Below are 23,709 nucleotides of genomic sequence, written 5' to 3'. Positions count from 1 at the left end.
TGAACTCCTTATTTACCGCGAACCAAAGGAAGATTTTCCCCGCTCCAGCCGGAAATACCTTCTTTCAGTACCGTTACGTTTTCGAAACCTGCTTTGTGCAGTGCGTTAGCCGATTCCTGCGCCTGCATGCCAGTACCATCCACGACGATAATTGGCTGGGCTTTATGCTTTTCCAGCTCACCAACGTTGTTCGCTTTGATTTCAGCAGGCAGCAAGTTGATAGAACCTGCGATGTGGCCTTTGCGGAAATCATCACGCTGACGGAGATCGACAACTACAGCGTCTTCTTTGTTGATCAGGCGCGTGGCTTCACCACGGGTGATCACCTTAATTTTAGACGTCAGCCCTTTAAAGGTAGTGAACAGCACAGCGGCCAGCAGGCCAATCCACGCGATGCTCAGAACCGGGTGGCGGCTAACAAATTGCATAATTTCTTGCATGGGGGGTAACAACTCCCGACTAAGTGATTAAAAAAACCAGGACAGGAGTATACCTGTGCGTTGTGGCAAATACAGCCAGCGACATTAAGCTAATCCATTTTCTGCGGCATGCCACGAAAAAAAAGCCTCAAAATGACCAGAGAAGCGCCTTACCCCTACGCATTCTTTGATCTTCTGCGGCTATTTGATCGATTCAGCTGTAGTAAAATTACGCAAATTTTTCGTCTCTTGAGCATGAGGTTGTCGCAATGTCGGTTTCTAAAAAACCTATGGTACTGGTGATTCTGGATGGCTATGGCTACCGTGAAGATCAACAGGATAACGCCATTTTCAACGCCAAAACCCCGGTCATGGATGCAATGTGGGCAAAACGTCCCCATACCCTGATTGACGCATCCGGCCTGGAAGTCGGTCTGCCGGATCGCCAGATGGGTAACTCCGAAGTGGGTCACGTGAACCTGGGCGCGGGCCGTATCGTGTATCAGGATCTGACCCGCCTGGACGTTGAAATCAAAGAACGTACCTTCTTCTCCAACCCTGTTCTGTCTGGCGCGGTAGATAAAGCCGTGGCTGCAGGCAAAGCCGTTCACATCATGGGCCTGCTCTCTGCTGGCGGCGTTCACAGCCACGAAGATCACATCATGGCGATGGTTGAACTGGCCGCTGAGCGCGGTGCGGAAAAAATCTATCTGCACGCTTTCCTGGACGGTCGCGATACGCCACCACGCAGCGCAAAAGGCTCTCTGCAAGCCTTCGAAGAGAAATTCGCCGCGCTGGGTAAAGGCCGCGTAGCGTCCATCATTGGTCGTTACTATGCCATGGACCGCGACAACCGCTGGGATCGCGTTGAACAGGCCTATGACCTGATGACCCTGGCAAAAGGTGAATTCCAGTTCGCCACCGCCGTTGAAGCCCTGGAAGCGGCTTATGCACGTGATGAAAACGACGAATTCGTGAAAGCGACCGTCATTCGTGCTGAAGGCCAGGCTGATGCCGCCATGGAAGATGGCGACGCGCTGATCTTCATGAACTTCCGTGCTGACCGCGCGCGTGAAATCACCCGTGCGTTCGTTAACAGCGATTTCGACGGTTTTGCCCGTAAGAAAGTGGTCAACCTCGATTTCATCCAGCTGACTGAATACGCTGCAGACATCAAAGCCCCATGCGCATATCCACCAGCCTCGCTGGCCAATACTTTTGGTGAGTGGATGGCGAAGAACGATAAAACGCAGCTGCGTATTTCCGAAACTGAAAAATACGCACACGTGACCTTCTTCTTCAACGGCGGTGTGGAAGAGCCGTTCAAAGGCGAAGACCGTATTCTGATCAACTCGCCGAAAGTGGCCACCTACGATCTGCAGCCAGAAATGAGCTCTGCGGAACTGACCGAAAAACTGGTTGCGGCCATCGAGAGCGGCAAGTACGACACCATCATCTGTAACTACCCAAATGGCGATATGGTTGGCCATACCGGGGTCATGGAAGCGGCGGTAAAAGCAGTTGAAGCGCTGGATCACTGTGTTGATCAGGTCGCGAAAGCCGTTGAATCTGTTGGTGGTCAGCTCCTGATCACCGCTGACCACGGTAACGCTGAACAGATGCGCGACCCGGCTACCGGCCAGGCGCACACCGCCCATACCAACCTGCCTGTTCCACTGATTTATGTCGGTGATAAAGCCCTGAAAGCAGTGGAAGGCGGCAAGCTTTCTGACATCGCGCCAACCATGTTGTCGCTGATGGGTATGCCGATCCCTGAAGAGATGACTGGTAAGCCGCTGTTCATCGTGGAATAATCGCTCCCCATGAGGGGAAAGGCGATTTTTTCAATCACATGGGTCGTGAAGCCGCTTAGGTTATCAGTCAGACCTCTGTTTTACGCCAGCGCACTCAGCGCTGGCGTATTGCTGTGCGCCGCATCCGCCCACGCGGATGACCGCGACCAGCTCAAATCTATTCAGGCCGATATCGCCGCCAAAGAGCGTGCGGTACGTCAGCAACAACAGCAACGCTCCGCACTGCTCGCCCAGCTTAAACAGCAGGAAGAGGCGATCTCCGCCGCCACGCGTAAACTCCGTGAAACACAAAACACCCTCGCCCAGTTGAATAAACAGATCGACGAGATGAACGCGTCGATTGCCAAACTGGAACGTCAGCGTGATGCGCAGGAACGCAACCTTGCCGCACAGCTTGATGCCGCATTCCGCCAGGGTGAGCACACCGGCCTTCAGTTGATCCTCAGCGGAGAAGAGAGCCAGCGTGGTCAGCGCCTGCAGGCTTACTTTGGCTACCTGAACCAGGCGCGTCAAGAGACTATCGCGCAGCTGAAACAGACGCGCGAAGAGGTCACCACGCAAAAAGCCGAGCTGGAAGAAAAGCAGAGCCAGCAGCAGACGCTGCTCTACGATCAGCAGGCCCAGCAGGCAAAACTCGAGCAGGCACGTAACGAGCGTAAGAAAACGCTTTCTGGCCTTGAGTCCTCCATTCAGGAAGGGCAGAGCCAGTTGAGCGAAATGCGTGCCAACGAATCAAAACTGCGCAACAGCATCGCCCGTGCGGAAGCCGCGGCGAAAGCACGCGCCGACAAAGAGGCCCGCGAGGCGCAGGCCGTTCGCGACAAACAGCAGGAAGCATCCCGCAAAGGGACAACCTACAAACCAAGCGAAAGCGAACGTTCCCTAATGTCGCGAACCGGTGGTTTGGGCTCTCCTCGCGGCCAGGCGTACTGGCCCGTACGCGGTTCAATTCTGCATCGTTATGGCGAACAGTTGCAGGGTGAGCTACGTTGGAAAGGGATAGTTATCGGTGCGTCTGAAGGTAGCGAAGTGAAAGCCATTGCCGATGGCCGCGTGATTCTGGCCGACTGGCTACAGGGTTACGGGCTGGTAGTGGTGGTCGAACACGGTAAAGGTGATATGAGTCTTTACGGCTACAACCAGAGCGCACTGGTCAGCGTCGGCACGCAGGTGCGCGCCGGCCAACCCATCGCCCTTGTGGGCAGCAGTGGCGGTCAGGGCCGCCCGTCACTCTATTTCGAAATTCGTCGCCAGGGTCAGGCGGTCAATCCACAGCCGTGGTTGGGAAGATAAGTTTTGCTTCAATTTCGTCGAATTGTTTTCTCCGTCGCCAGCGCACTGGCGCTGGCTGCACCGGTATACGCCGGTAAACTCGCCATTGTGATTGATGACTTCGGTTATCGTCCGCAAACTGAAAACCAGGTGCTGGCCATGCCGTCAGCCATCTCTGTTGCCGTCCTGCCCAATGCGCCGCACGCGCGCGAAATGGCGACCAAAGCCCATAACAGTGGACATCAGGTTCTCATCCATCTGCCGATGGCACCGCTCAGCAAGCAGCCACTGGAAAAAGATACCCTGCGCCCGGATATGAGCAGCGATGAGATCGAGCGCATCATCCGCGACGCATACAACAAAGTGCCGTATGCCGTAGGGCTGAACAACCACATGGGCAGCGCGATGACATCGAGCCTGTATGGGATGCTCAAGGTGATGCAGGCGCTGGAGCGCTACAACCTCTACTTCCTCGATAGCATGACGATTGGCAACAGCCAGGCGATGCGCGCCGCTCAGGGAACAGGTGTGAAGGTGATTAAGCGTAAAGTGTTCCTGGATGATACGCAAAACGAAGCGGACATTCGCGTGCAGTTCAATCGTGCCGTGCAGCTGGCCCGACGCAATGGCTCAGCTATTGCTATCGGTCACCCGCATCCGTCTACCGTCCGTGTTCTGCAACAGATGCTGCCGACATTACCGTCTGACATCACGCTGGTACGCCCGAGCGACCTGCTGAATGAACCGCAGGTGGACACCTCTACACCGAATTCGGCCCTGCCCGCTCCGACAGCTCCACGTAATCCGTTCCGCGGCGTGAAGAGTTGCAAACCAAAACAGCCGCCAGCGCCGGTCTACGCGACCCGCTTCTTCTCGGTGATTGGCGAAAGCATTGGAGAAAGCACGCTGGTGAAATACGTTCAGCAGCAATGGCAGGGATGGGGTAAGAAATCCGGTAATGGTGCCAACTTACTGATTTAGTGTATGATGGTGTTTTTGAGGTGCTCCAGTGGCTTCTGTTTCTATCAGCTGTCCCTCCTGTTCAGCTACTGAAGGCGTGGTGCGTAACGGTAAAAGTACTGCCGGACATCAGCGCTATCTCTGCTCTCACTGCCGTAAAACATGGCAGCTACAGTTCACTTACACCGCTTCTCAACCCGGTACGCATCAGAAAATCATTGATATGGCCATGAATGGCGTCGGATGTCGCGCCAGTGCACGCATTATGGGCGTTGGCCTCAACACGATTTTACGACACTTAAAAAACTCAGGCCGCAGTCGGTAAACTCACGCATACAACCGGGCAGTGACGTCATTGTTTGCGCGGAAATGGACGAACAGTGGGGTTACGTCGGCGCTAAATCACGCCAGCGCTGGTTGTTTTACGCGTATGACAGGATACGGAGGACGGTTGTGGCGCACGTATTCGGTGAACGCACGTTGGCCACGCTGGAGCGTCTTCTGGGCCTGCTGTCGGCCTTTGAGGTCGTGGTATGGATGACGGATGGCTGGCCGCTGTATGAATCACGCCTGAAGGGAGAACTGCACGTTATCAGCAAGCGATATACGCAGCGCATTGAGCGGCATAACCTGAATCTGAGGCAGCATCTGGCAAGGCTGGGCAGGAAGTCACTGTCGTTCTCAAAATCGGTGGAGCTGCATGACAAAGTCATCGGGCATTATCTGAACATAAAACACTATCAGTAAGTTGGAGTCATTACCAGAAATCCTGATAACAAAAAGCCACCTGTAAGGGTGGCTTTTTGTCATTACAGACGGAAGGTATCGTCGAGGATCTGGCTGTACAGCGTCGGCTTACCGTTATCCGCAGTACGATACTGTTCCTTGTGGGAGAGTTTATAGATACCCACAGGATCGCGATTCAGTATCTCTACTGCCGCAGCATCAGGTGCGGCAGAGATAAACTGGCGAATCAAAAAGCGATTATTTCCCGTCACCGGCTGTGCGTTCATGAGCTCGCGAAACTGAGGATAACGTTCGCGTGCATACAAGAAGCTGTAATCAATTAAGAAATATTCGAGCAGGATATCGTGATGTTGCCAGTAGCGATAAAGGATATCCCTGACCAGTTTCACCAGGGTATTGCCCTTTTGTGAGGCAAGAAAATAAGCCGTCCAGAATCCCTGGCTTGTCGCATTTTCACCCGAGTCAAAACGCAGCGATGAGAAGCTATTTTCATAGAAAGACTCAGGCACGGCTTTCGTTATAAAGACGGTGGCATCCATCCAGATCCCACCGTACTGATACAGTAAAGAGCAGCGAACAATATCGGAATACTGCGCTTTGCTGATGAGCCCGGCCTGATACTTGGCTTTAATGTGATCCGGTAATGAGAGGTAGTCAGGAATATTGTCATCCGTCAGGATGACAACCTGAGCGTCTGGCGTATTTCGTTGCACGGATTCGATACAACGTTTAACCAGCTCTGGCGCGCTTTCCAGCCCCTGAAACCAGCAGACCCAGATGATGCGCGACTGTGCAGGTTCAGTGTTACTCGCGGATTCCGGCTGAATTTTCAGCGCATCAATAACGTCAAACAGCGTCTCTTTCTTCTTCTGCTCAAAGTGCTCAGCCGCACGCTGGAAAAGAGATAAACCGGTTTTCTTGTGCCAGCGCCGTGTTTTTTTGATGAGTTTATTGGTTAGATTGAGATTCATCATTCCGCCCTTATGCGCCCTTGAACATCTCTTTTAATGTCCGGCGCAGCAGTTTCATTCTCAGCTTGGCATCTTTTTTACGCCCGCGTAATAAACAGTTCATGCGAGAAGATTTAAAGCCACGGAAAGACATCAGCTGGAACAGGTTGTTGCTTTTGGTTTCATCGGACATATGCTCACGATATTTAAAATAGAGCTTCCGATAAGCATTATATTTTTTAATTTGCGAGGTAATTCGGTTACTGCCGTGCTCAGCATCCACCATGGCAGTGCTAAAACTGTATTTAATACCAGAACCATATTTCAGGATTAATTTAATCCAGACATCGCGATCCTGCTGTTGTTTAATCTCAGGGGAAAAACCACCCACACCAGACAGTTTCTCTTTTGTTGTTAGTACCTGATTACCCACCACGTTTTCACAGAGGATATCCTGTAAACCAATTATTCTTTTATCGTTGGTATCTGGATAGGTGCGGTGAGTTTTGTCCAGTCGGGCAGGCGTATCCGTGACAAAGGCATAGTTTTCATCGTAGCGCGAAACCAGCTTTGATAAACGCTCAGGGAGGAAATAGTCGTCGTCATCCAGACCGGTGACAAACACGCCGTGCGAGAGTGCGTAACCCCGGTTGCGGCTGAAATTGGAACCGCTGTTCTTCTCATTACGTTCGTAGGTGAAATGCACGAAGCGCGCCTCACACTCCGCGCGCATACGCTCAATAAGTTGCGCGGTTTTTTCATTAGAACAGTCATCAACAATAACCAGTTCTACCGCAGGATATGTCTGAGCGATAACTGAACGAATTGCGCGTTCCAGCAACTCCTCTCTGTTGTAAGTAGTGATGATTACTGAAATCAGTTCGTTCATGGCGGGCTCGTCTGGTAAAAGATATTTCTCCATCGGGAGAATACCTTTTTCCCGATGGAGAATCAAAATGATTACTTAATGACCGTTCGATGTTTGTTTTGTTCCAGGAAAACGATCGATATTATAAGTGTCAGCATCCAGGCTACAGGTGTTGTTTTAGAATAGAACATTACGCCGCCCACTCCAAACATAACTATCGAAACGAGGAAAGCGAAAAGAATAATACTTTTACGTTTACACAGTGCATACCAGCCAAGCGATATTACAAACAGGATATAAAGAATAACGCCAGAAGGGCCTTTTACAGAGAGTGTTTCAACAATTTCATTATGAAGATGACCACGGATGTGATCCAGCGCGCCTGACAGGCTTGGATCTTTATTAACTTCTTCGACAATCTTTACGTTTCGCTCATCAGTAGACTGCCATAAATAATTATTTTTAGACGCCGCTAATCCCACCTTCCACATAGCGAAACGTGCACCAACAGACGTGGCACTGTTCGCTTTATCATAGGAAACGATGTCGCTATTAAAGTCATGATAACGCTGAATCAGGCTGTCCTTCATCATAAATGCGCCAGCCAACAATGCAATCAGGAAAACAGAAACCCCTTTCCACGGGATATGCTTTTCCTTGTACAGCTTCACCACCAGCAAACCGAAGAAAATAATCGGATAGGTCAGAATGGCGGCACGCGTTTCTGTCGCCACCAGTACCAGGAAGGTAATAAAAAAGTGCCCAAGGATAAACAGCTCTTTCCATCTGCTTGAACTGTGTTGTAGCACCAGAATCGTGTAGAACGAGATAAATGCAATGGTATAAGCAGCCCCTGTCGCATCCGCACCACCAGCAAGGGAGAGCGTTACCCTTTGGTTTTCAAGAAACAGATGTTGGTACCCGGCGTAGGCAACGATCATCAATTGCAATGCGATGACCAGTAACATATGGATCTTATTGCAGCCTACTTTGAGCTGATTACGGTTTACAAACACAAAAATGGAGAAAGCCCCAAACAGGCAGATTTTCCCGACTTCCAGGTAAGCGCGATACGAGTTGATCGCTTCGCTATCAACCTTATACATCCGGTACCAGATCAGATCGCAAACCCCGATGATCAGCAGAACCAGACAAAGCCAGAATGCATCATTCTTTCTGAAGTTTTTAATATCCAACAAGAAAATCACTAATGCGGTTATACCCGCCAGCCCCAAAATTTTCGCGGATAAATTAGGTGAAACCACGACGCAACCAAAAGCAAGCGCGCACAGTCCGAAGAGTAATTGCAACAATGCAAACTGGACCTTATCTCGTTCTACATTAATCATCATCATTCCATTTACTAAAAGTAAAGCAGGCTAGCACACCGCTAAAAACAAGTTTATCGCACCAGTGTTAACGAATATTACGCCAGTCATAGGACTTCCCGGTTGTGTCCAGCACGGTAACATCCTTATTGTAACCCGCAAGCCAGGACTGTACCGTCTGAACAGGCTCTCCCTGACGGTGGATCCCAAGCCACAGTTCAGCAAGCGTATTAACGTCATCAGCAGACCAAACGGTATTGTAATCTCCGGTATACTTTTTATCCGAATCAACCTGTTGTCCATACCAGATAAACGCCGGGATATGCAGAGCTTCTCGCGGAGGATTAACGTTGCCGTGAGAGTAAGCCACAGCGCGCTTCGGATCGCGAATCAGGCCATGATCGGAGAAATACATGACCGAAGAGCGCGAGTTTTCCAGCAAGCTAAACACCTTGCCCATCAACTTATCCGTATAGCGCACCGAGTTGTCATAACAATCATCGGCTTCATTATCACCGTGTAACACCGCCTCACTGGCCGGGAAACGTCGACAGGAAGGCTCATGGCTCCCATATAAATGCAGGACGACCAGTTTTTTGCCCGGTGTTTTAAGCGCATTCTGCAACAGAGGCAGGAGGTCTTCATCGTAGCCGCCGTCAATCCATTCATGCTGTCTGGTGTTCATGGCAATTCCGGTGATGACGTTGTTATGCGCCCCACCCTTGCCCTGACGACTAAACCAGTAAGTATCATATCCCGCCTTATTCGCGATATTGATGACATTATCGCCATATTTTTTCGGATCGCGCGCATTCACGGCATCAGCGGTCAACGCCAGTGGCACGGCCATAATTGTAACCGGTGCTGGCGTCACAGCATTACGGAACAGTAAAAGCTGCGATTTTTGCTTCTCCAGCTCCGGTGTAGTATCTCGTTGATAACCATAGATACCCATATTTGCCGTACGCTCGGACTCGCCAATGATCAGCACATAATTTTCGATGCCGGTTTCGGTTAGCGCGATCTTATAATCAGGGATGTTGTTACCGATGTTGGCGACTACTGCATTATCTTCAATCGCCTGCATGAAAACTTTTGCCGTGCTAACAGGCGTCGCCTGAACCACACGCTGCGCCAGACTTTCAACACTGCTTTTCCGGAGCTGGTGCTGTAACGCCTGACCATAAAAAGACAGCAGCGTGACGACAAGTACGATGGCTGGCCAGCGACGAAAACGCGGTGCGACAGGCCACATGCCGGTATTGGCGGTATAAATAAATAATGCAGACAGGGCAATAAAGGTCAGACAATCGCGCCAGTACAAGCCGAGCATCGAACTTGCTTCACCTGGTGTCGTGTTGAGTACGCTCAGGGCAAACCCATAGCTAAACGCTGAATTGAAATTATTCCATGCGTATAACTGTAAAGTAATATCTGCCGCAACCGGAATTAATAAAATAATCGCCAGTACATTTCTGATTAATTTATTGTTTAAACATTTCAGTGTCAGCAATATCAGTGTAAAAACCAGCGTACGGTTAATCACCGCATTATATTTGGCATGGATAATATTAACGCCAATGACTATTAGCAGAGAAATCACTACCGTTAAAAAAGCGGCAAGCCGTGGAGGGGTGTTAACCAACTTCTGCGAAAACAATGTGGACATAATAGCCTGATTAGCCTGGCAAAATCTTTCCTGACGTAATCATTATGACTGCAAGAATGAACGCGCGGAGAAGACCCTGTGGAGAAAAATTCGCCAGAAGTTAACAAGTAACCCCTGGAAAGTCAAACCGCTAAAAAGTGTAAGGGCACCCGTAAAAACGGGTGCCTGAGAGCAGGTTAATCCCAGCTCAGGATAACTTTCCCGGACTGGCCTGAACGCATTGCGTCAAAGCCCTGCTGGAATTCATCAATGGAGAAACGATGAGTGATAATTGGCGACAGATCCAGGCCAGACTGGATCAGTGCAGCCATCTTGTACCAGGTCTCAAACATCTCACGGCCATAGATGCCTTTGATGAACAGTCCTTTGAAGATAACCTTGTTCCAGTCGATAGACATGTCTGACGGTGGAATACCCAGCATGGCAATACGACCACCGTGGTTCATGGTATCCAGCATGGTGCGAAACGCCGGTGGCGCGCCGGACATCTCCAGGCCTACGTCGAAGCCTTCGGTCATGCCCAGCTCTTCCATTACGTCGCTCAGGCTCTCTTTAGAGACATCTACCGCGCGGGTCACGCCCATTTTGCGTGCCAGTGACAGACGGTATTCATTCACGTCGGTAATCACGACATTTCGCGCACCAACGTGCTTCGCCACCGCTGCCGCCATAATCCCGATTGGGCCTGCGCCGGAAACCAGCACATCTTCACCGACCAGGTCGAAGGAGAGCGCCGTGTGCACCGCGTTGCCGAACGGGTCGAAGATGGAGGCCAGATCGTCAGAGATATTATCCGGGATTTTGAACGCGTTAAACGCCGGGATCACCAGGTATTCCGCGAAGCAGCCCGGACGGTTTACGCCCACGCCAATGGTATTACGACACAGGTGCGTACGCCCACCGCGGCAGTTACGGCAGTGACCGCAGGTAATATGGCCTTCACCGGAGACGCGGTCGCCAATTTTGAAGCCTTTTACTTCCTGGCCGATACCCACCACTTCGCCGACATATTCGTGACCCACCACCATCGGTACCGGAATGGTTTTCTGCGACCACTGGTCCCAGTTGTAGATGTGAACGTCAGTACCGCAGATAGCCGTTTTACGAATTTTGATCAGCAGATCGTTATGACCGACTTCCGGCTCCGGCACGTCGGTCATCCAAATCCCTTCTTCCGCTTTCAGTTTGGATAACGCTTTCATCACACGTCCTCAGGCAATTACGCCCAGCTGTTTTCCGATGCGGGTAAAGGCTTCCACCGCACGTTCAATTTGTTCAGGCGTATGCGCCGCAGACATCTGGGTGCGGATACGCGCCTGACCTTTTGGCACCACCGGGAAGAAGAACCCGGTGACGTAAATCCCTTCTTTTTGCAGTTCGCGGGCAAAGTTTTGTGCGACTACCGCATCACCCAGCATGACCGGGATGATGGCGTGGTCAGCACCGGCCAGGGTAAAGCCTGCGGCACTCATTTTTTCACGGAACAGACGGGCGTTGGACCACAGACGGTCACGCAGCGCCGCCCCAGACTCCACCATCTCCAGCACTTTGATAGAGGCAGAAACAATGGCTGGTGCCAGGGAGTTAGAGAACAGGTACGGACGGGAGCGTTGACGCAGCCACTCAACCACCTCTTTACGCGCAGCGGTATAGCCACCAGACGCACCGCCCAGTGCTTTACCGAGCGTACCGGTGATGATGTCCACACGCCCCATCACGTCACAGTATTCGTGGGAACCACGACCATTCTCGCCGACAAAACCGACCGCGTGAGAGTCATCAACCATCACCAGCGCATCGTATTTATCCGCCAGATCGCACACGCCTTTCAGGTTGGCAATCACGCCGTCCATGGAGAACACGCCGTCGGTGGCGATCAGCACGTGGCGAGCGCCCGCTTCACGCGCTTCTTTCAGGCGCGCTTCCAGCTCAACCATGTCGTTGTTGGCGTAACGGAAACGCTTCGCTTTGCACAGACGAACGCCGTCAATAATGGAAGCATGGTTCAGTGCGTCGGAGATAATCGCATCTTCTGCGCCGAGCAGGGTCTCGAACAGACCGCCGTTGGCGTCGAAGCAGGAGGAGTACAGAATGGCGTCTTCCATTCCGAGGAAACTCGCCAGCTTTTTCTCAAGCTGCTTATGGCTGTCCTGGGTACCGCAGATAAAGCGGACGGAAGCCATGCCGAAACCGTGGGTGTCCATGCCGTTTTTCGCAGCGGCAATCAGCTCAGGGTGATTCGCAAGACCTAAGTAGTTGTTCGCACAAAAGTTGATCACATGGCTGCCATCGGCAACGGTGATGTCCGCCTGCTGAGCAGACGTGATAATACGCTCTTCCTTGAACAACCCTTCTGCACGTGCAGTTTCGAGGTCGCTATTTAACTGTTTGTAAAAATCACCACGCATTGCAATTCTCCAGACTCGGCAAATTTCGGGACATATTACCCAAACCTATAGTTCATGACGAGATGACACATTATCTCTTCTCGTTTTTGCAGCATAAATCACGTGTACCCTTGCGCTATGTCGGTGAATGGCTGAAGGGCAGCCATACTAATGATATGATAAGCACATTAGCGTCCGGGATTGTCCCCGGCCCCCACACTTCAAAGGTACAGTTATGATCATCGTTACCGGCGGCGCAGGCTTTATCGGCAGCAATATTGTTAAGGCTCTCAACGACAAAGGCATCACCGACATCCTGGTGGTTGACAACCTGAAAGATGGCACCAAGTTCGTCAACCTGGTGGATCTGAACATCGCTGACTATATGGATAAAGAAGACTTCCTTATCCAGATTATGGCAGGTGAAGAGTTCGGCGAAATCGAAGCTATCTTCCACGAGGGTGCGTGCTCTTCCACCACCGAGTGGGACGGCAAGTACATGATGGACAACAACTATCAGTACTCTAAAGAGATCCTTCACTACTGCCTGGAGCGTGAAATTCCGTTCCTGTATGCCTCTTCTGCAGCAACCTACGGCGGTCGCACGTCAGACTTCATCGAATCCCGCGAATATGAACAGCCGCTGAACGTCTACGGTTACTCTAAGTTCCTGTTCGACGAATACGTGCGTCAGGTTCTGCCTGAAGCGAACTCCCAGATTGTGGGCTTCCGCTACTTCAACGTCTACGGGCCGCGCGAAGGGCACAAAGGCAGCATGGCGAGCGTGGCTTTCCACCTGAACACCCAGTTGAATAACGGCGAAAGTCCGAAACTGTTTGAAGGCAGCGACGGCTTCAAGCGTGACTTCGTCTACGTAGGCGACGTTGCCGCAGTGAATCTGTGGTTCTGGGAAAACGGCGTGTCTGGCATCTTTAACCTGGGTACGGGCCGTGCGGAATCCTTCCAGGCTGTTGCAGACGCGACCCTGGCGTACCACAAAAAAGGCAGCATTGAGTACATTCCGTTCCCGGATAAACTGAAAGGCCGCTATCAGGCGTTCACTCAGGCTGATCTGACCAACCTGCGCGCAGCAGGTTATGACAAGCCGTTCAAGACCGTTGCGGAAGGCGTAACGGAATATATGGCCTGGCTGAACCGCGACGCGTAAGAAACAAGCATGAAGATACTGGTGATCGGCCCGTCATGGGTGGGCGACATGATGATGTCGCAAAGTCTCTATCGCACGCTCAAGGCGCGCTATCCCCAGGCGATAATCGACGTGATGGCACCTGCATGGTGCCGTCCGTTGTTATCGCGTATGCCGGAAGTTAACGAGGCGATCCCAATGCCGCTCGGCCACGGGGCGCTGGAAATCGGCGAACGCCGCAAGCTCGGCCACAGCCTGCGCGAGAAGCGTTACGATCGCGCTTACGTGCTGCCCAACTCCTTCAAATCTGCCCTGGTACCTTTCTTTGCAGGCGTGCCTCATCGTACAGGCTGGCGCGGTGAAATGCGTTACGGTCTGCTGAACGACGCCCGCGTGCTGGATAAAGAGGCCTGGCCGCTGATGGTAGAGCGCTATGTCGCGCTGGCCTACGACAAAGGCGTGATGCGCAGCGCGAAAGATCTGCCGCAGCCGCTGCTGTGGCCGCAGTTGCAGGTTAACGATGGCGAAAAATCTCAGACCTGTAACGCATTTGGCATTTCGGCCGAACGTACGATGATCGGCTTCTGCCCTGGCGCAGAGTTCGGCCCGGCAAAACGCTGGCCGCACTATCACTATGCGGAGCTGGCAAAACAGCTGATTGACGAAGGCTACCAGATTGTCCTGTTCGGTTCGGCAAAAGATCACGACGCCGGTAACGAAATCCTTGCCACGCTGAGCACAGAACAGCAGGCCTGGTGCCGCAACCTGGCCGGGGAAACCCAGCTGGAGCAAGCGGTTATTCTGATTGCCGCCTGTAAAGCCGTGGTCACTAATGATTCCGGTCTGATGCACGTCGCCGCGGCGCTAAATCGCCCATTGGTTGCGCTGTATGGCCCAAGCAGCCCGGACTTTACCCCGCCGCTGTCCCACAAAGCGCGTGTCATTCGCCTGATCACCGGCTACCACAAAGTGCGTAAAGGCGATGCGGCGGAAGGCTATCACCAGAGCCTGATCGACATTACGCCAGAGCGCGTGCTGGAAGAGCTTAACGAACTGCTGTTGAGCGAAGAAGGATAACGGATGCGGGTATTGATCGTTAAAACCTCTTCGATGGGCGATGTTCTGCATACGCTGCCGTCGCTGACGGATGCCATGCAGGCCATTCCCGGCATTCGTTTTGACTGGGTGGTGGAAGAAGGCTTCGCGCAGATCCCCACCTGGCATGAAGCGGTCGACCGTGTGATCCCGGTGGCTATCCGCCGCTGGCGTAAGGCGTGGTTCTCGGCACCGATTAAAGCCGAACGCAAAGCGTTTCGTGATGCGGTGCAGGCCCAGCAGTACGATGCCATTATCGACGCGCAAGGGCTGGTCAAAAGCGCTGCGCTGGTAACACGACTGGCACACGGCGTAAAGCACGGCATGGACTGGCACAGCGCCCGTGAACCGCTGGCGAGCCTGTTCTATAACCGTCGCCACGCTATCGCAAAGCAGCAGCACGCGGTGGAACGCACCCGTGAACTGTTTGCCAAAAGCCTGGGCTATACAAAACCTGAAGTGCAGGGTGATTACGCCATTTCACAGCATTTTCTTCACAATTCACGGCAAAATAGTTCCCCTTATCTCATTTTCCTCCATGCCACTACCCGGGATGACAAACACTGGCCGGAAACCCACTGGCGTGAGCTGATTGGTTTACTGGGCACAGCAGGTTTGCGCATCAAACTGCCGTGGGGGGCACCGCATGAAGAAGCGCGCGCCAGACGCCTGGCGGAAGGATTTGATTATGTGGACGTCTTGCCACGCATGAAGCTCGACGGCGTGGCACAAGAGCTGGCGGGTGCTACGGCAGTGGTATCGGTTGATACTGGCCTGAGCCACCTGACGGCCGCGCTGGATAGACCTAATATTACGCTTTACGGCCCAACGGACCCGGGTCTTATCGGCGGCTACGGAAAAAATCAACATATCTGCCGCCCGGAACATTCATCGCAGCTGAGCGACCTTAGTGCCGCTGCGGTATTTGCACAATTAGAGCCTTTGCTGGCAGCAGAGAGAGCCTATGTCTGATTTTTTCTCAGCGGAGCGCCCACCGAAGCGCGTGCTGATCATTAAGCTGCGTCACCACGGTGACGTGCTGCTTACCTCACCGGTCTTTACCGTACTGAAAAAGAACTGGCCAAACGTTGAAGTCGACGCGCTGGTCTACGACGACACGCAGGCGATGTTGACCAGCCATCCGCATATCGATCAGGTACATACCATTGGTCGCAACTGGCGCAAAAAGGGCTGGTTCGAGCAATTCCGTCTGTATCGCGCCCTGGTCAATACGCTGAAAGGGCGTCAGTACGATGTGCTGATTAACCTGACCGAACACTGGCACGGCGCGCGTCTGGCGCGTCGACTGAAGCCACGCGTCTCCGTCGGCTTTAAGCCGGATAAACGCGGTGGGCTGGCACGTCGTCGCTGGGTGAAATCCTTCACCACGCTCTACCCGGCGATTCAGGACAACAGCCGTCATATGGTGGAAGTGAACCTGGACGCCCTGCGCCGGATTGGGATCCACCCGCAGTCTGCTGAAGACAAACATACCCTGTTTGTACCGGGCGATGCGGCGGAAACCTCCGTCGCTGAGAAACTGGCCGGGTTTGGCCTGGAGAGCAAATCCTACATTCTGGTGCACCCAACGTCGCGCTGGATGTTTAAAGCCTGGGATATCAAAAAGCTGGCGGCAACCATCGATAACCTGGCGGCTCGCGGCCTGCCGATTATCCTCTCAGCCGCGCCGTCGAAAGAAGAAACCGCGTATATGGATGAGCTGCGCGCTGCGCTTACCCAGCCGGTGTTTGATTTGAGCGGACAGCTGAACCTGAAAGAGCTCGGCGCCCTGATGAAACACGCGCGTATCTACTTCGGCGTTGACTCTATGCCGATGCACCTCGCGAGTGCCGTGGGGACCCCAACCGTGGCTATCTTTGGCCCAACCGGGGCAATCAAGTGGGCACCGTGGGGGGTGAATTATCGTGTGATCACCGCCGGATTTACCTGCCAGCCTTGCGGCAAAGCGGGTTGCGGTGACGGTGGCGTTTCCGACTGCATCACCGCCATTACCCCGCAACAGGTGCTGAGCGCCATTGATACCCTGCTGCTGGAATATCCGGCATGAAACTGGCGATCGTCCGACAGACCTACAACCCCAACGGCGGTGCGGAGCGTTTCGTTTCCCGCGCCTTAAACGTGCTGGCCCAGGATACCACCCTGGATGTCACGTTGATTGCCCGCCAGTGGGAAGATGCGTCAGGCTGGAAAACGCTGACGGTAAATCCGCCGTTTCGTAACCGTATCGCCCGTGAATCTGGGTTTGCGGTGGAAGCGGCCTCGCATTTTGCTCAGTTCGATATTGTGCAAAGTCATGAGCGTATTCCCGGGGCAACTATTTTCCGCGCAGGCGACGGCGTACACGCCACCTGGCTTGAACAGTATGGCCGCATTCTGTCGCCGCTGGCGCGCTGGGCGCAGTCATTCAGCCGTTACCACCGCTATATTTTGCAGGCTGAAGCGCAGATGTTTACCCATCCGCAACTGCGCAAGGTGATCTGTAACTCAAAGATGGTACGCGATGACATCGCCCGCCGCTTCGCGCTGACGGATGACAGACTGACCGTTATCTACAATGGCGTGGATACGGCGCATTTCAGCCCGAATGTCCGCTCGTTATCGCAGCGTACTGCGCTCGGCATCCCGGAGGATGCGCCAGTGCTGGCGTATGTCGGGTCTGGCTTTAGCCGTAAAGGCGTGGCCACCGCGCTACGGGCCATCGTGCCTCATCCTGACGTTTGGCTACTGATTGCCGGACGAGATAAACACGCGCGCAAATTCGAAAAGCTGGCACAGACGCTGGGGGTTTCTTCGCGGGTGAAGTTCCTGGGGCCGGTTGCGGATGTGCGGGAAGTTTACGGCACGGCGGACGCGCTGATCCTGCCGACGCTCTACGATCCGTTCCCGAATGTCTGCGTGGAAGCGCTGGCCTGCGGTCTGCCGCTGCTCACCAGCCACGGCTGCGGCGCGGCAGAGTGGATAACTGAAGGACAGAACGGCTGGGTGCGTGATGCGCTGGACAGTGAAGGCTACCAGCAGGCTATCGCCCAGTGGCTGAAAGGCCGTGACCAGGGCGTTGATTATTCAGCGACGGCGCGCGCAACAGCTGAACCCTACACCCTGGACAGAATGGCAAAAGAGCTACAGGCGCTTTATCGCGATCTGCTGCGCTGAGCCGCTTCAGAGAAGACTTTCTCCATCGCGTCCAGCATACATTCGCGAGTAAAGTGGGTGCTCAGGTAATCATAACCCTGCTGCGCCAGCTTCTCGCGAAGGGATGCGTCGTCATACAGCTTAACGATGGCATCGTGCAGCGCATTTTCATCACGCTGTGCGACCAGAATCCCCGTCTGGCCATCAATCACCGCATCACCCGTCCCGCCGGCATCGGTCGCGATGGTGGCAATGCGAGAGGCCAGCGATTGCAGGACGCCCTGGGGTACACCTTCCATATCGTGCGAAGGGCTCAGCGCAATATCAAACGCCGGGAACCAGCTCTCCGGATCGCTTTGATGCCCCGCCATCACTACACGCTGCTGTAATCCCAACGCGACAATTTCCTGTTCCAGCGTCGCTTTATGCGGACCTTCACCGACGATCGCCAGCTTAATCTGCGGATTGTCGATTTTCGCCAGGGCGCGCAGCAGTACGCTATGGCCTTTGTTCGGACGCAGATGCGACACCACACCCAGCCAGAAATCCTCCTGCGACAAACCACAATGCGCACGGGCTTCGTGCTTATCTCCCGGGCGGAAACGCTGCGTATCCACACCGCTCGGCACCGACGTACTCTGGGACATCGGGACACCAATATTCGCCACCTGATGACGCAGCGCTTCGCCAGTCGTGACGATATGCGCACAGGCTTTACGGAACAGCCAGCGCGTCGTCCAGTTGTTACGCGGTACACCTGAAGCATGGCGGGTACGGACCAGTGGCACAGGATTAGAGAGCGTCAGATTCGCCAGTGCCACCAGCCAGGTATCCGCCGAGTTATGGCTATTGATGACATCAATAGACTGGCGGTTATCCTTCAGCCAGCGGCGCAGCAACTGCAGGTTTTTAAGGTTCTTACGTTTCAACGGCATCGTGACAACCGTCAACCCAGCATCACGCGCCAGCGTATGCAGCGGTGCAGTTTCCGGGCAAAGAAGGGTCACCTGATGGCCACGCTGAATCATCCCGAGCGATTCGTTAATAATGCGCAGAGGCTGTCCGCCTTTGCCGCCGTCTGCTTCAGTGTGAACAATATGCATACATTTCCTGTTAAGAATCTCGCCAGCATGACGCTAATTTGCCGCCTGAGGGGATCTTTGTCCCTCCAGGCATATGTTTTTAGTATCCACCGGATATAATACAGCACGAATGGTACCACCAACATGGGTGGCCTGCCCTGAACACAACGGAGAAAGCATGTCCGACACACCTTTATTGAGCCTTGTAGTCGCCGTCTATAACGGTGAAAAATTCCTGAGTGCATTTTTCGACAGCATCAAAGCTCAACATCTGGACAGTCTGGAACTGGTCGTTGTGGACGATGGGTCAAGTGATAACTCTGCGGCCATCATTGCGCAATATGCCAGTGAATTTCCGTATTACAAGGTTATCGAACAGGCCAATCAGGGCGTCTCTGCCGCCCGTAACACCGGTCTGGCAGAGGCAACTGGCGAATATGTCGCGTTTCCGGACATCGACGATGTGATCTACCCGGGCATGTACCCACGCCTGCTTGAGATGGCGAAGAAAAACGATCTCGACGTTGCCACCTGTAACGGCACCTATATTTATGATGACGGTAGACCGTCGAAAAAAATCTTCCCGTCCGACAAGCTGCAGTCCACCGACGTGCTGGACGGCCCAACCTGGCTTCAGCGCGCGCTGGCTTCACGTAAATTCCTGCATGTGACCTGGCTGAATATTTACCGCCACGCCTTTATTAAAGCTCAGGGGTTCACGTTTGAGCATGGACTGCGTCATCAGGATATCCCGTGGACGACCGAAGTGCTGCTTACCGCAAAACGCGTTCAGTACACCGACGAAACGTTCTACGACTATCTCATCCATTCCGCCTCGGTATCACACACGCCAGGCACGGATGACACGCGGATGCGTAACGCGCGTCACTATATGAAAATCCTTGAGATGCTGGACGTTATCAACCAGCGCTACCCGGATGCTGTACGCCGCGTGCCCGCCTGCCAGTGGCAAATCGCGAAAGAGGGTCTGGGTATTCTGCACGCGATTAACAACATTGGTGATGCCACCAAAAAGCGTGAAATTATTCAGGAACTGTTCGATCGCGGGATCTGGACGCTTATCTGGAAAAACGCCCGTGGGCTTCGCCAGCACTGGCGACTGGGTCGCCGTTATTTCCGTTTAAAGCGGTATCTGGCATAAGAGATAGCTTTACCTGGCTTAAATGCTTAGAATTTGCCCGCCGAAACTAAAAAAACGGATAATCGCTTGGAATTGTTGTATACCGCCCTGCTCTACATCATTCAGCCACTGGTGTGGCTGAGACTGTTGCTTCGTAGCCGTAAAGCACCTGCGTATCGTAAACGCTGGGCTGAGCGCTATGGCTTCTGCCGCAATAAAGTCGCGCCGGACGGTATTTTGCTGCATTCCGTTTCCGTTGGCGAAACGCTGGCGGCTATTCCGCTGGTCCGCGCCCTGCGCCATCGTTATCCCTCTTTGCCGATCACCGTCACCACCATGACCCCAACCGGCTCTGAGCGCGTGATGTCCGCATTTGGTAAAGACGTGCATCACGTCTATCTGCCCTACGACCTGCCCTGCGCCATGAACCGTTTCCTCGAAACTGTTCGCCCAAAGCTTGTGATCGTGATGGAAACCGAGCTGTGGCCAAACATGATTTCCGCCTTGCATGCCCGTAAAATTCCGCTGGTGATTGCCAACGCGCGCCTGTCAGAACGCTCGGCTAAAGGGTACGGCAAGCTGGGCAAATTTATGCGCCGCCTGCTGAGCCAGATCACGCTGATTGCCGCGCAAAACGAAGAAGATGCCGCACGCTTTGTCTCTCTTGGTCTTAAGCGCAATCAGCTCGCGGTAACCGGCAGTCTGAAATTCGATATTTCGGTCACACCTGAACTCGCTGCCCGAGCGGTGACACTGCGCCGCCAGTGGGCGCCGCGTCGTCAGGTCTGGATTGCGACCAGTACCCACGACGGCGAAGAAGCGATCATCCTGCAAGCACACCGTAAGCTGCTGGAAAAATTCCCGGATTTATTGCTCATTCTGGTGCCTCGTCACCCGGAACGTTTCAAAGACGCCCGCGAGATGGTGCAAAAAGGCGGTTTCAGTTTCACCCTGCGTAGCAGCGGCGAGATCCCGTCCAGCAGCACCCAGGTGGTGATTGGCGATACGATGGGCGAACTGATGCTGCTGTACGGCATTGCCGACCTCGCCTTTGTCGGCGGCAGCCTGGTCGAGCGCGGTGGTCATAACCCGCTGGAGCCAGCGGCGCATGCGATTCCGGTGCTGATGGGGCCGCATACATTTAATTTCAAAGATATCTGCGCTAAATTGCAGCAAGCCGATGGTTTAATTACCGTGACCGATGCGGACTCAGTGGTCAAAGAGGTTTCGACCTTACTGACCGACGAAGATTACCGTCTGTGGTACGGTCGCCATGCCGTCGAAGTGCTGCATCAGAACCAGGGCGCTCTGACCCGTCTGCTGCAGCTTCTGCAACCTTATCTGCCTCAGCGGAGCCACTAATGTCTCAGCGTCTGTCGGTCGTGATGATCGCCAAAAACGCCGCCGACCTGCTTCCCGATTGCCTGGCCTCTGTCGCCTGGGCCGACGAAATTGTCGTGCTTGATTCCGGCAGCACGGACAACACGGTGGATGTTGTCCGTGCTGCGGGCGCAAAGGTCTTTATCGACACAGACTGGCAAGGCTATGGCATCCAGCGCCAGCGCGCGCAGGGACACGCCACTGGTGATTATGTCCTGATGCTCGATACCGACGAGCGCATCACGCCAGAACTCCAGCAGGCGATTCAGAGTGTGCTCTCTGCGCCGCAGCCAGGTGCGGTGTACAGCATCGCGCGTCGTAACTACTTTCTCGGCCGGTTTATGCGCCACAGCGGCTGGTATCCTGACCGCGTGATGCGCCTGTATGAGCGCGAGCGTTATCAGTACAACGATAACCTGGTGCATGAGTCCCTGGCCTGCGATACCGCCCCGGTAGTCGCCTTAAACGGTGATTTACTGCACCTGACCTGCCGCGATTTCGCCAGCTTCCAGCGTAAACAGCTCAACTATGCCACCGCATGGGCGCAGGAACGTCATCAGCGCGGCAAGAAGGCCACGTTGACCGGTATCTTCACCCACACGCTGGGCGCGTTTCTGAAAACGCTGCTGCTACGTGGCGGCGTTCTGGATGGTAAACAGGGCTGGTTACTGGCGGTGGTGAATGCCCAGTATACTTTCAACAAATACACCGAGCTGTGGGCGCTTAGCCGCGGCTACTCAGAGAAAACGTGAGCCATGAGCACAAAAGCGATTTATCCGGGTACCTTCGATCCCATCACTAACGGTCATCTTGATATTATCACCCGTGCGGCGAGTATGTTTGACAAGGTGATTCTGGCGATAGCCGCCAGCCCCAGTAAGAAACCGATGTTCGATCTGCCCGAGCGCGTACAGCTCGCCAGCGATGCGATCTCACATCTGTCGAACGTTGAGGTGGTGGGCTTCAGTGACCTGATGGCTAATTTCGCCCGCACCCAGCAGGCTAATATCCTGATCCGCGGCTTACGCGCAGTGGCAGATTTTGAGTACGAGATGCAATTGGCGCACATGAACCGCCACCTGATGCCAGAGCTGGAGAGCGTGTTTCTGATGCCTTCCAAAGAGTGGTCATTTATCTCTTCCACGCTGGTGAAAGAAGTTGCACGGCATCACGGCGATGTGACCCATTTCCTGCCGGTTAACGTCCATCAGGCGTTGATGGAAAAGTTAAAGTAGCCCTATTTCTGGCACTGACGGCAATAAAACGTGGCGCGCTGGGCATGCTTCGTTGCGATAATCGGCGTTCCGCACACGCGGCATGGTTCACCTTTACGGCCATATACCTGTAGCTCCTGAGCAAAATAACCGGGCTTACCGTCACTCTGCAGGAAATCCTTCAGCGTTGTTCCGCCCTGCTCAATGGAACGCAGCAGCACCGCTTTAATCACCCTCACCAGCAGCTCGCACTCTTGCGCAGACAGCGAAGAGGCCAGCCGATCGGGATGGATCCCGGCAGCAAACAGTGATTCACTGGCATAGATATTCCCCACGCCGACCACCAGCTTGTTATCCATCAGCCATGGCTTAATCGGGCTTTTTTTCTTTGCACACTTCTCTTTCAGGTATTCCGCATTAAACGCGTCTGAGAGCGGCTCTGGCCCCAAATGCGCCAGCACGCTGTGACCTTCAAGTTCTTTAGTCCACAACCATGCGCCAAAGCGTCTTGGGTCGGTGTAACGCAGCACTTTGCCGTTACTCATGACCAGATCGACGTGGTCGTGCTTTTCCGCTGGCAGTTCTTCAGTGAGGATACGCAGGCTCCCGGACATCCCCAGATGGATAATAATCCAGCCGTCGGGCAGCTCCAGCAGCAGATACTTGGCGCGACGCTGAACGCTGAGGATCGGTTTGTCGCTTAACGCATGGATCTCATCGGAAACCGGCCAGCGAAGACGCCCATTACGGACAACCGCATGAAGAATAGTCGCACCGACCAGATGCGGCTCAATACCGCGGCGGCTAGTCTCTACCTCTGGTAATTCTGGCATGGTTCCTCCGTTGAGATACAGAATGCAAAAAACCCCGCAGTTGCGGGGTTTTTCAATACAAGGAGACTAAAATTATTTGATTTTAGCTTCTTTGTACAGTACGTGCTGGCGTACAACTGGATCGAATTTTTTCAGTTCCAGTTTTTCCGGCTTAGTACGTTTGTTCTTCGTGGTGGTGTAGAAGTGACCTGTACCAGCAGAAGAAACCAGCTTGATTTTCTCGCGAATACCTTTAGCCATGATTTATTTC

Annotated in this window: 23 protein-coding genes; 13 read left to right on the top strand and 10 right to left on the bottom strand. The window is 53.6% G+C overall.

Annotation, left to right across the window (positions count from 1 at the left end; genetic code table 11):
* Nucleotides 1-8: 8 nt before the first annotated feature.
* Nucleotides 9-440 (bottom strand): rhodanese-like domain-containing protein, encoded by a 432-nt coding sequence (locus LCD46_00555; protein ID UOY70878.1) that lies wholly within the window; start codon nt 438-440, stop codon nt 9-11.
* Nucleotides 441-688: 248 nt separating this feature from the next.
* Between LCD46_00555 and gpmM the strand changes: the two genes are divergently transcribed.
* The 4 genes from gpmM to LCD46_00535 all read left to right on the top strand — a co-directional run bounded on the left by gpmM (nt 689) and on the right by LCD46_00535 (nt 5,212).
* Nucleotides 689-2,233, top strand: coding sequence for a 2,3-bisphosphoglycerate-independent phosphoglycerate mutase (gene gpmM / locus LCD46_00550; GenBank protein UOY70877.1), 1,545 nt, complete (start codon nt 689-691; stop codon nt 2,231-2,233).
* A gap of 9 nt (nt 2,234-2,242) precedes the next feature.
* Nucleotides 2,243-3,526: a murein hydrolase activator EnvC gene (envC, locus tag LCD46_00545; GenBank protein ID UOY70876.1), complete on the top strand. Its 1,284-nt coding sequence runs from the start codon at nt 2,243-2,245 to the stop codon at nt 3,524-3,526.
* A 3-nt stretch (nt 3,527-3,529) separates the two neighbouring features.
* On the top strand, nt 3,530-4,486 hold the full coding sequence (locus tag LCD46_00540) for a divergent polysaccharide deacetylase family protein (protein UOY70875.1): 957 nt from the start codon (nt 3,530-3,532) through the stop codon (nt 4,484-4,486).
* A 28-nt stretch (nt 4,487-4,514) separates the two neighbouring features.
* Nucleotides 4,515-5,212, top strand: a protein-coding gene (locus LCD46_00535; GenBank protein ID UOY70874.1) for an IS1 family transposase whose coding sequence is annotated in 2 segments (ribosomal slippage) — nt 4,515-4,764 and nt 4,764-5,212 — 699 coding nt in all. Because the reading frame shifts where the segments join, the coding sequence is not laid out codon by codon here.
* 62 nt (nt 5,213-5,274) lie between these two features.
* Here LCD46_00535 and LCD46_00530 read toward each other — a convergent pair.
* The 6 genes from LCD46_00530 to kbl form a co-directional block, all read right to left on the bottom strand.
* Nucleotides 5,275-6,186, bottom strand: a complete 912-nt coding sequence (locus tag LCD46_00530; GenBank protein UOY70873.1) for a capsular polysaccharide synthesis protein — start codon at nt 6,184-6,186, stop codon at nt 5,275-5,277.
* A gap of 7 nt (nt 6,187-6,193) precedes the next feature.
* Nucleotides 6,194-7,051: a glycosyltransferase gene (locus tag LCD46_00525; protein UOY70872.1), complete on the bottom strand. Its 858-nt coding sequence runs from the start codon at nt 7,049-7,051 to the stop codon at nt 6,194-6,196.
* A 71-nt stretch (nt 7,052-7,122) separates the two neighbouring features.
* Nucleotides 7,123-8,379, bottom strand: a complete 1,257-nt coding sequence (locus LCD46_00520) for an O-antigen ligase family protein (GenBank protein UOY70871.1) — start codon at nt 8,377-8,379, stop codon at nt 7,123-7,125.
* A 67-nt stretch (nt 8,380-8,446) separates the two neighbouring features.
* Nucleotides 8,447-10,027 carry a lipid A phosphoethanolamine transferase gene (locus LCD46_00515; protein UOY70870.1) on the bottom strand — a complete coding sequence of 527 codons (1,581 nt, stop codon included), beginning with the start codon at nt 10,025-10,027 and terminating at the stop codon, nt 8,447-8,449.
* 176 nt (nt 10,028-10,203) lie between these two features.
* Complete coding sequence (gene tdh / locus LCD46_00510) at nt 10,204-11,229, bottom strand: L-threonine 3-dehydrogenase (protein UOY70869.1); 1,026 nt, start codon at nt 11,227-11,229, stop codon at nt 10,204-10,206.
* 9 nt (nt 11,230-11,238) lie between these two features.
* A complete protein-coding gene (gene kbl, locus LCD46_00505; protein UOY70868.1) occupies nt 11,239-12,435 on the bottom strand; it encodes a glycine C-acetyltransferase in 1,197 nt (398 codons plus the stop codon).
* A 214-nt stretch (nt 12,436-12,649) separates the two neighbouring features.
* Here kbl and rfaD point away from each other — a divergent pair, with 214 nt between their 5' ends.
* From rfaD to LCD46_00480, 5 genes are read left to right on the top strand one after another with little or no spacing between them, the layout of a single operon-like run.
* Nucleotides 12,650-13,582 carry an ADP-glyceromanno-heptose 6-epimerase gene (gene rfaD, locus LCD46_00500; protein UOY70867.1) on the top strand — a complete coding sequence of 311 codons (933 nt, stop codon included), beginning with the start codon at nt 12,650-12,652 and terminating at the stop codon, nt 13,580-13,582.
* Between the two features lie 9 nt (nt 13,583-13,591).
* Nucleotides 13,592-14,638 (top strand): ADP-heptose--LPS heptosyltransferase RfaF, encoded by a 1,047-nt coding sequence (gene rfaF, locus LCD46_00495; GenBank protein UOY70866.1) that lies wholly within the window; start codon nt 13,592-13,594, stop codon nt 14,636-14,638.
* A 3-nt stretch (nt 14,639-14,641) separates the two neighbouring features.
* The gene (gene rfaC / locus LCD46_00490) at nt 14,642-15,628 is read left to right on the top strand and encodes a lipopolysaccharide heptosyltransferase RfaC (protein ID UOY70865.1); all 987 of its coding nucleotides are present in this window, start codon (nt 14,642-14,644) and stop codon (nt 15,626-15,628) included.
* Nucleotides 15,621-16,724, top strand: coding sequence for a putative lipopolysaccharide heptosyltransferase III (gene rfaQ, locus LCD46_00485; protein ID UOY70864.1), 1,104 nt, complete (start codon nt 15,621-15,623; stop codon nt 16,722-16,724). Before rfaC ends, rfaQ begins: the two co-directional genes overlap by 8 nt.
* Entirely contained in the window at nt 16,721-17,830 is a 1,110-nt protein-coding gene (locus tag LCD46_00480; protein UOY70863.1) for a glycosyltransferase family 4 protein, read from the top strand. Before rfaQ ends, LCD46_00480 begins: the two co-directional genes overlap by 4 nt.
* Here LCD46_00480 and LCD46_00475 read toward each other — a convergent pair.
* Nucleotides 17,809-18,912 carry a glycosyltransferase family 4 protein gene (locus tag LCD46_00475; GenBank protein UOY70862.1) on the bottom strand — a complete coding sequence of 368 codons (1,104 nt, stop codon included), beginning with the start codon at nt 18,910-18,912 and terminating at the stop codon, nt 17,809-17,811. The genes LCD46_00480 and LCD46_00475 overlap by 22 nt on opposite strands.
* Nucleotides 18,913-19,069: 157 nt before the next feature.
* Here LCD46_00475 and LCD46_00470 point away from each other — a divergent pair, with 157 nt between their 5' ends.
* From LCD46_00470 to coaD, 4 genes are all read left to right on the top strand, one after another.
* A complete protein-coding gene (locus tag LCD46_00470; GenBank protein UOY70861.1) occupies nt 19,070-20,053 on the top strand; it encodes a glycosyltransferase in 984 nt (327 codons plus the stop codon).
* Nucleotides 20,054-20,119: 66 nt separating this feature from the next.
* Nucleotides 20,120-21,394: a lipid IV(A) 3-deoxy-D-manno-octulosonic acid transferase gene (gene waaA / locus LCD46_00465; GenBank protein UOY70860.1), complete on the top strand. Its 1,275-nt coding sequence runs from the start codon at nt 20,120-20,122 to the stop codon at nt 21,392-21,394.
* On the top strand, nt 21,394-22,164 hold the full coding sequence (locus tag LCD46_00460; protein UOY70859.1) for a glycosyltransferase family 2 protein: 771 nt from the start codon (nt 21,394-21,396) through the stop codon (nt 22,162-22,164). Before waaA ends, LCD46_00460 begins: the two co-directional genes overlap by 1 nt.
* A gap of 3 nt (nt 22,165-22,167) precedes the next feature.
* Nucleotides 22,168-22,647 (top strand): pantetheine-phosphate adenylyltransferase, encoded by a 480-nt coding sequence (gene coaD / locus LCD46_00455; protein ID UOY70858.1) that lies wholly within the window; start codon nt 22,168-22,170, stop codon nt 22,645-22,647.
* Nucleotides 22,648-22,649: 2 nt separating this feature from the next.
* On the opposite strand, the gene mutM is transcribed toward coaD, so the two are convergent.
* Together mutM and rpmG are read right to left on the bottom strand one after the other, a co-directional pair.
* On the bottom strand, nt 22,650-23,459 hold the full coding sequence (mutM, locus tag LCD46_00450; GenBank protein ID UOY70857.1) for a bifunctional DNA-formamidopyrimidine glycosylase/DNA-(apurinic or apyrimidinic site) lyase: 810 nt from the start codon (nt 23,457-23,459) through the stop codon (nt 22,650-22,652).
* 72 nt (nt 23,460-23,531) lie between these two features.
* Complete coding sequence (gene rpmG / locus LCD46_00445; protein UOY70856.1) at nt 23,532-23,699, bottom strand: 50S ribosomal protein L33; 168 nt, start codon at nt 23,697-23,699, stop codon at nt 23,532-23,534.
* Nucleotides 23,700-23,709 lie beyond the last annotated feature (10 nt).

Origin of the sequence: Enterobacter ludwigii, from assembly GCA_023023105.1 — a bacterium.
GTDB classification, from domain to species: Bacteria; Pseudomonadota; Gammaproteobacteria; order Enterobacterales; family Enterobacteriaceae; genus Enterobacter; species Enterobacter adelaidei.
Note: the sequence above shows the minus strand (reverse complement) of the source record. Positions and strands in the feature narration are given on the sequence as shown.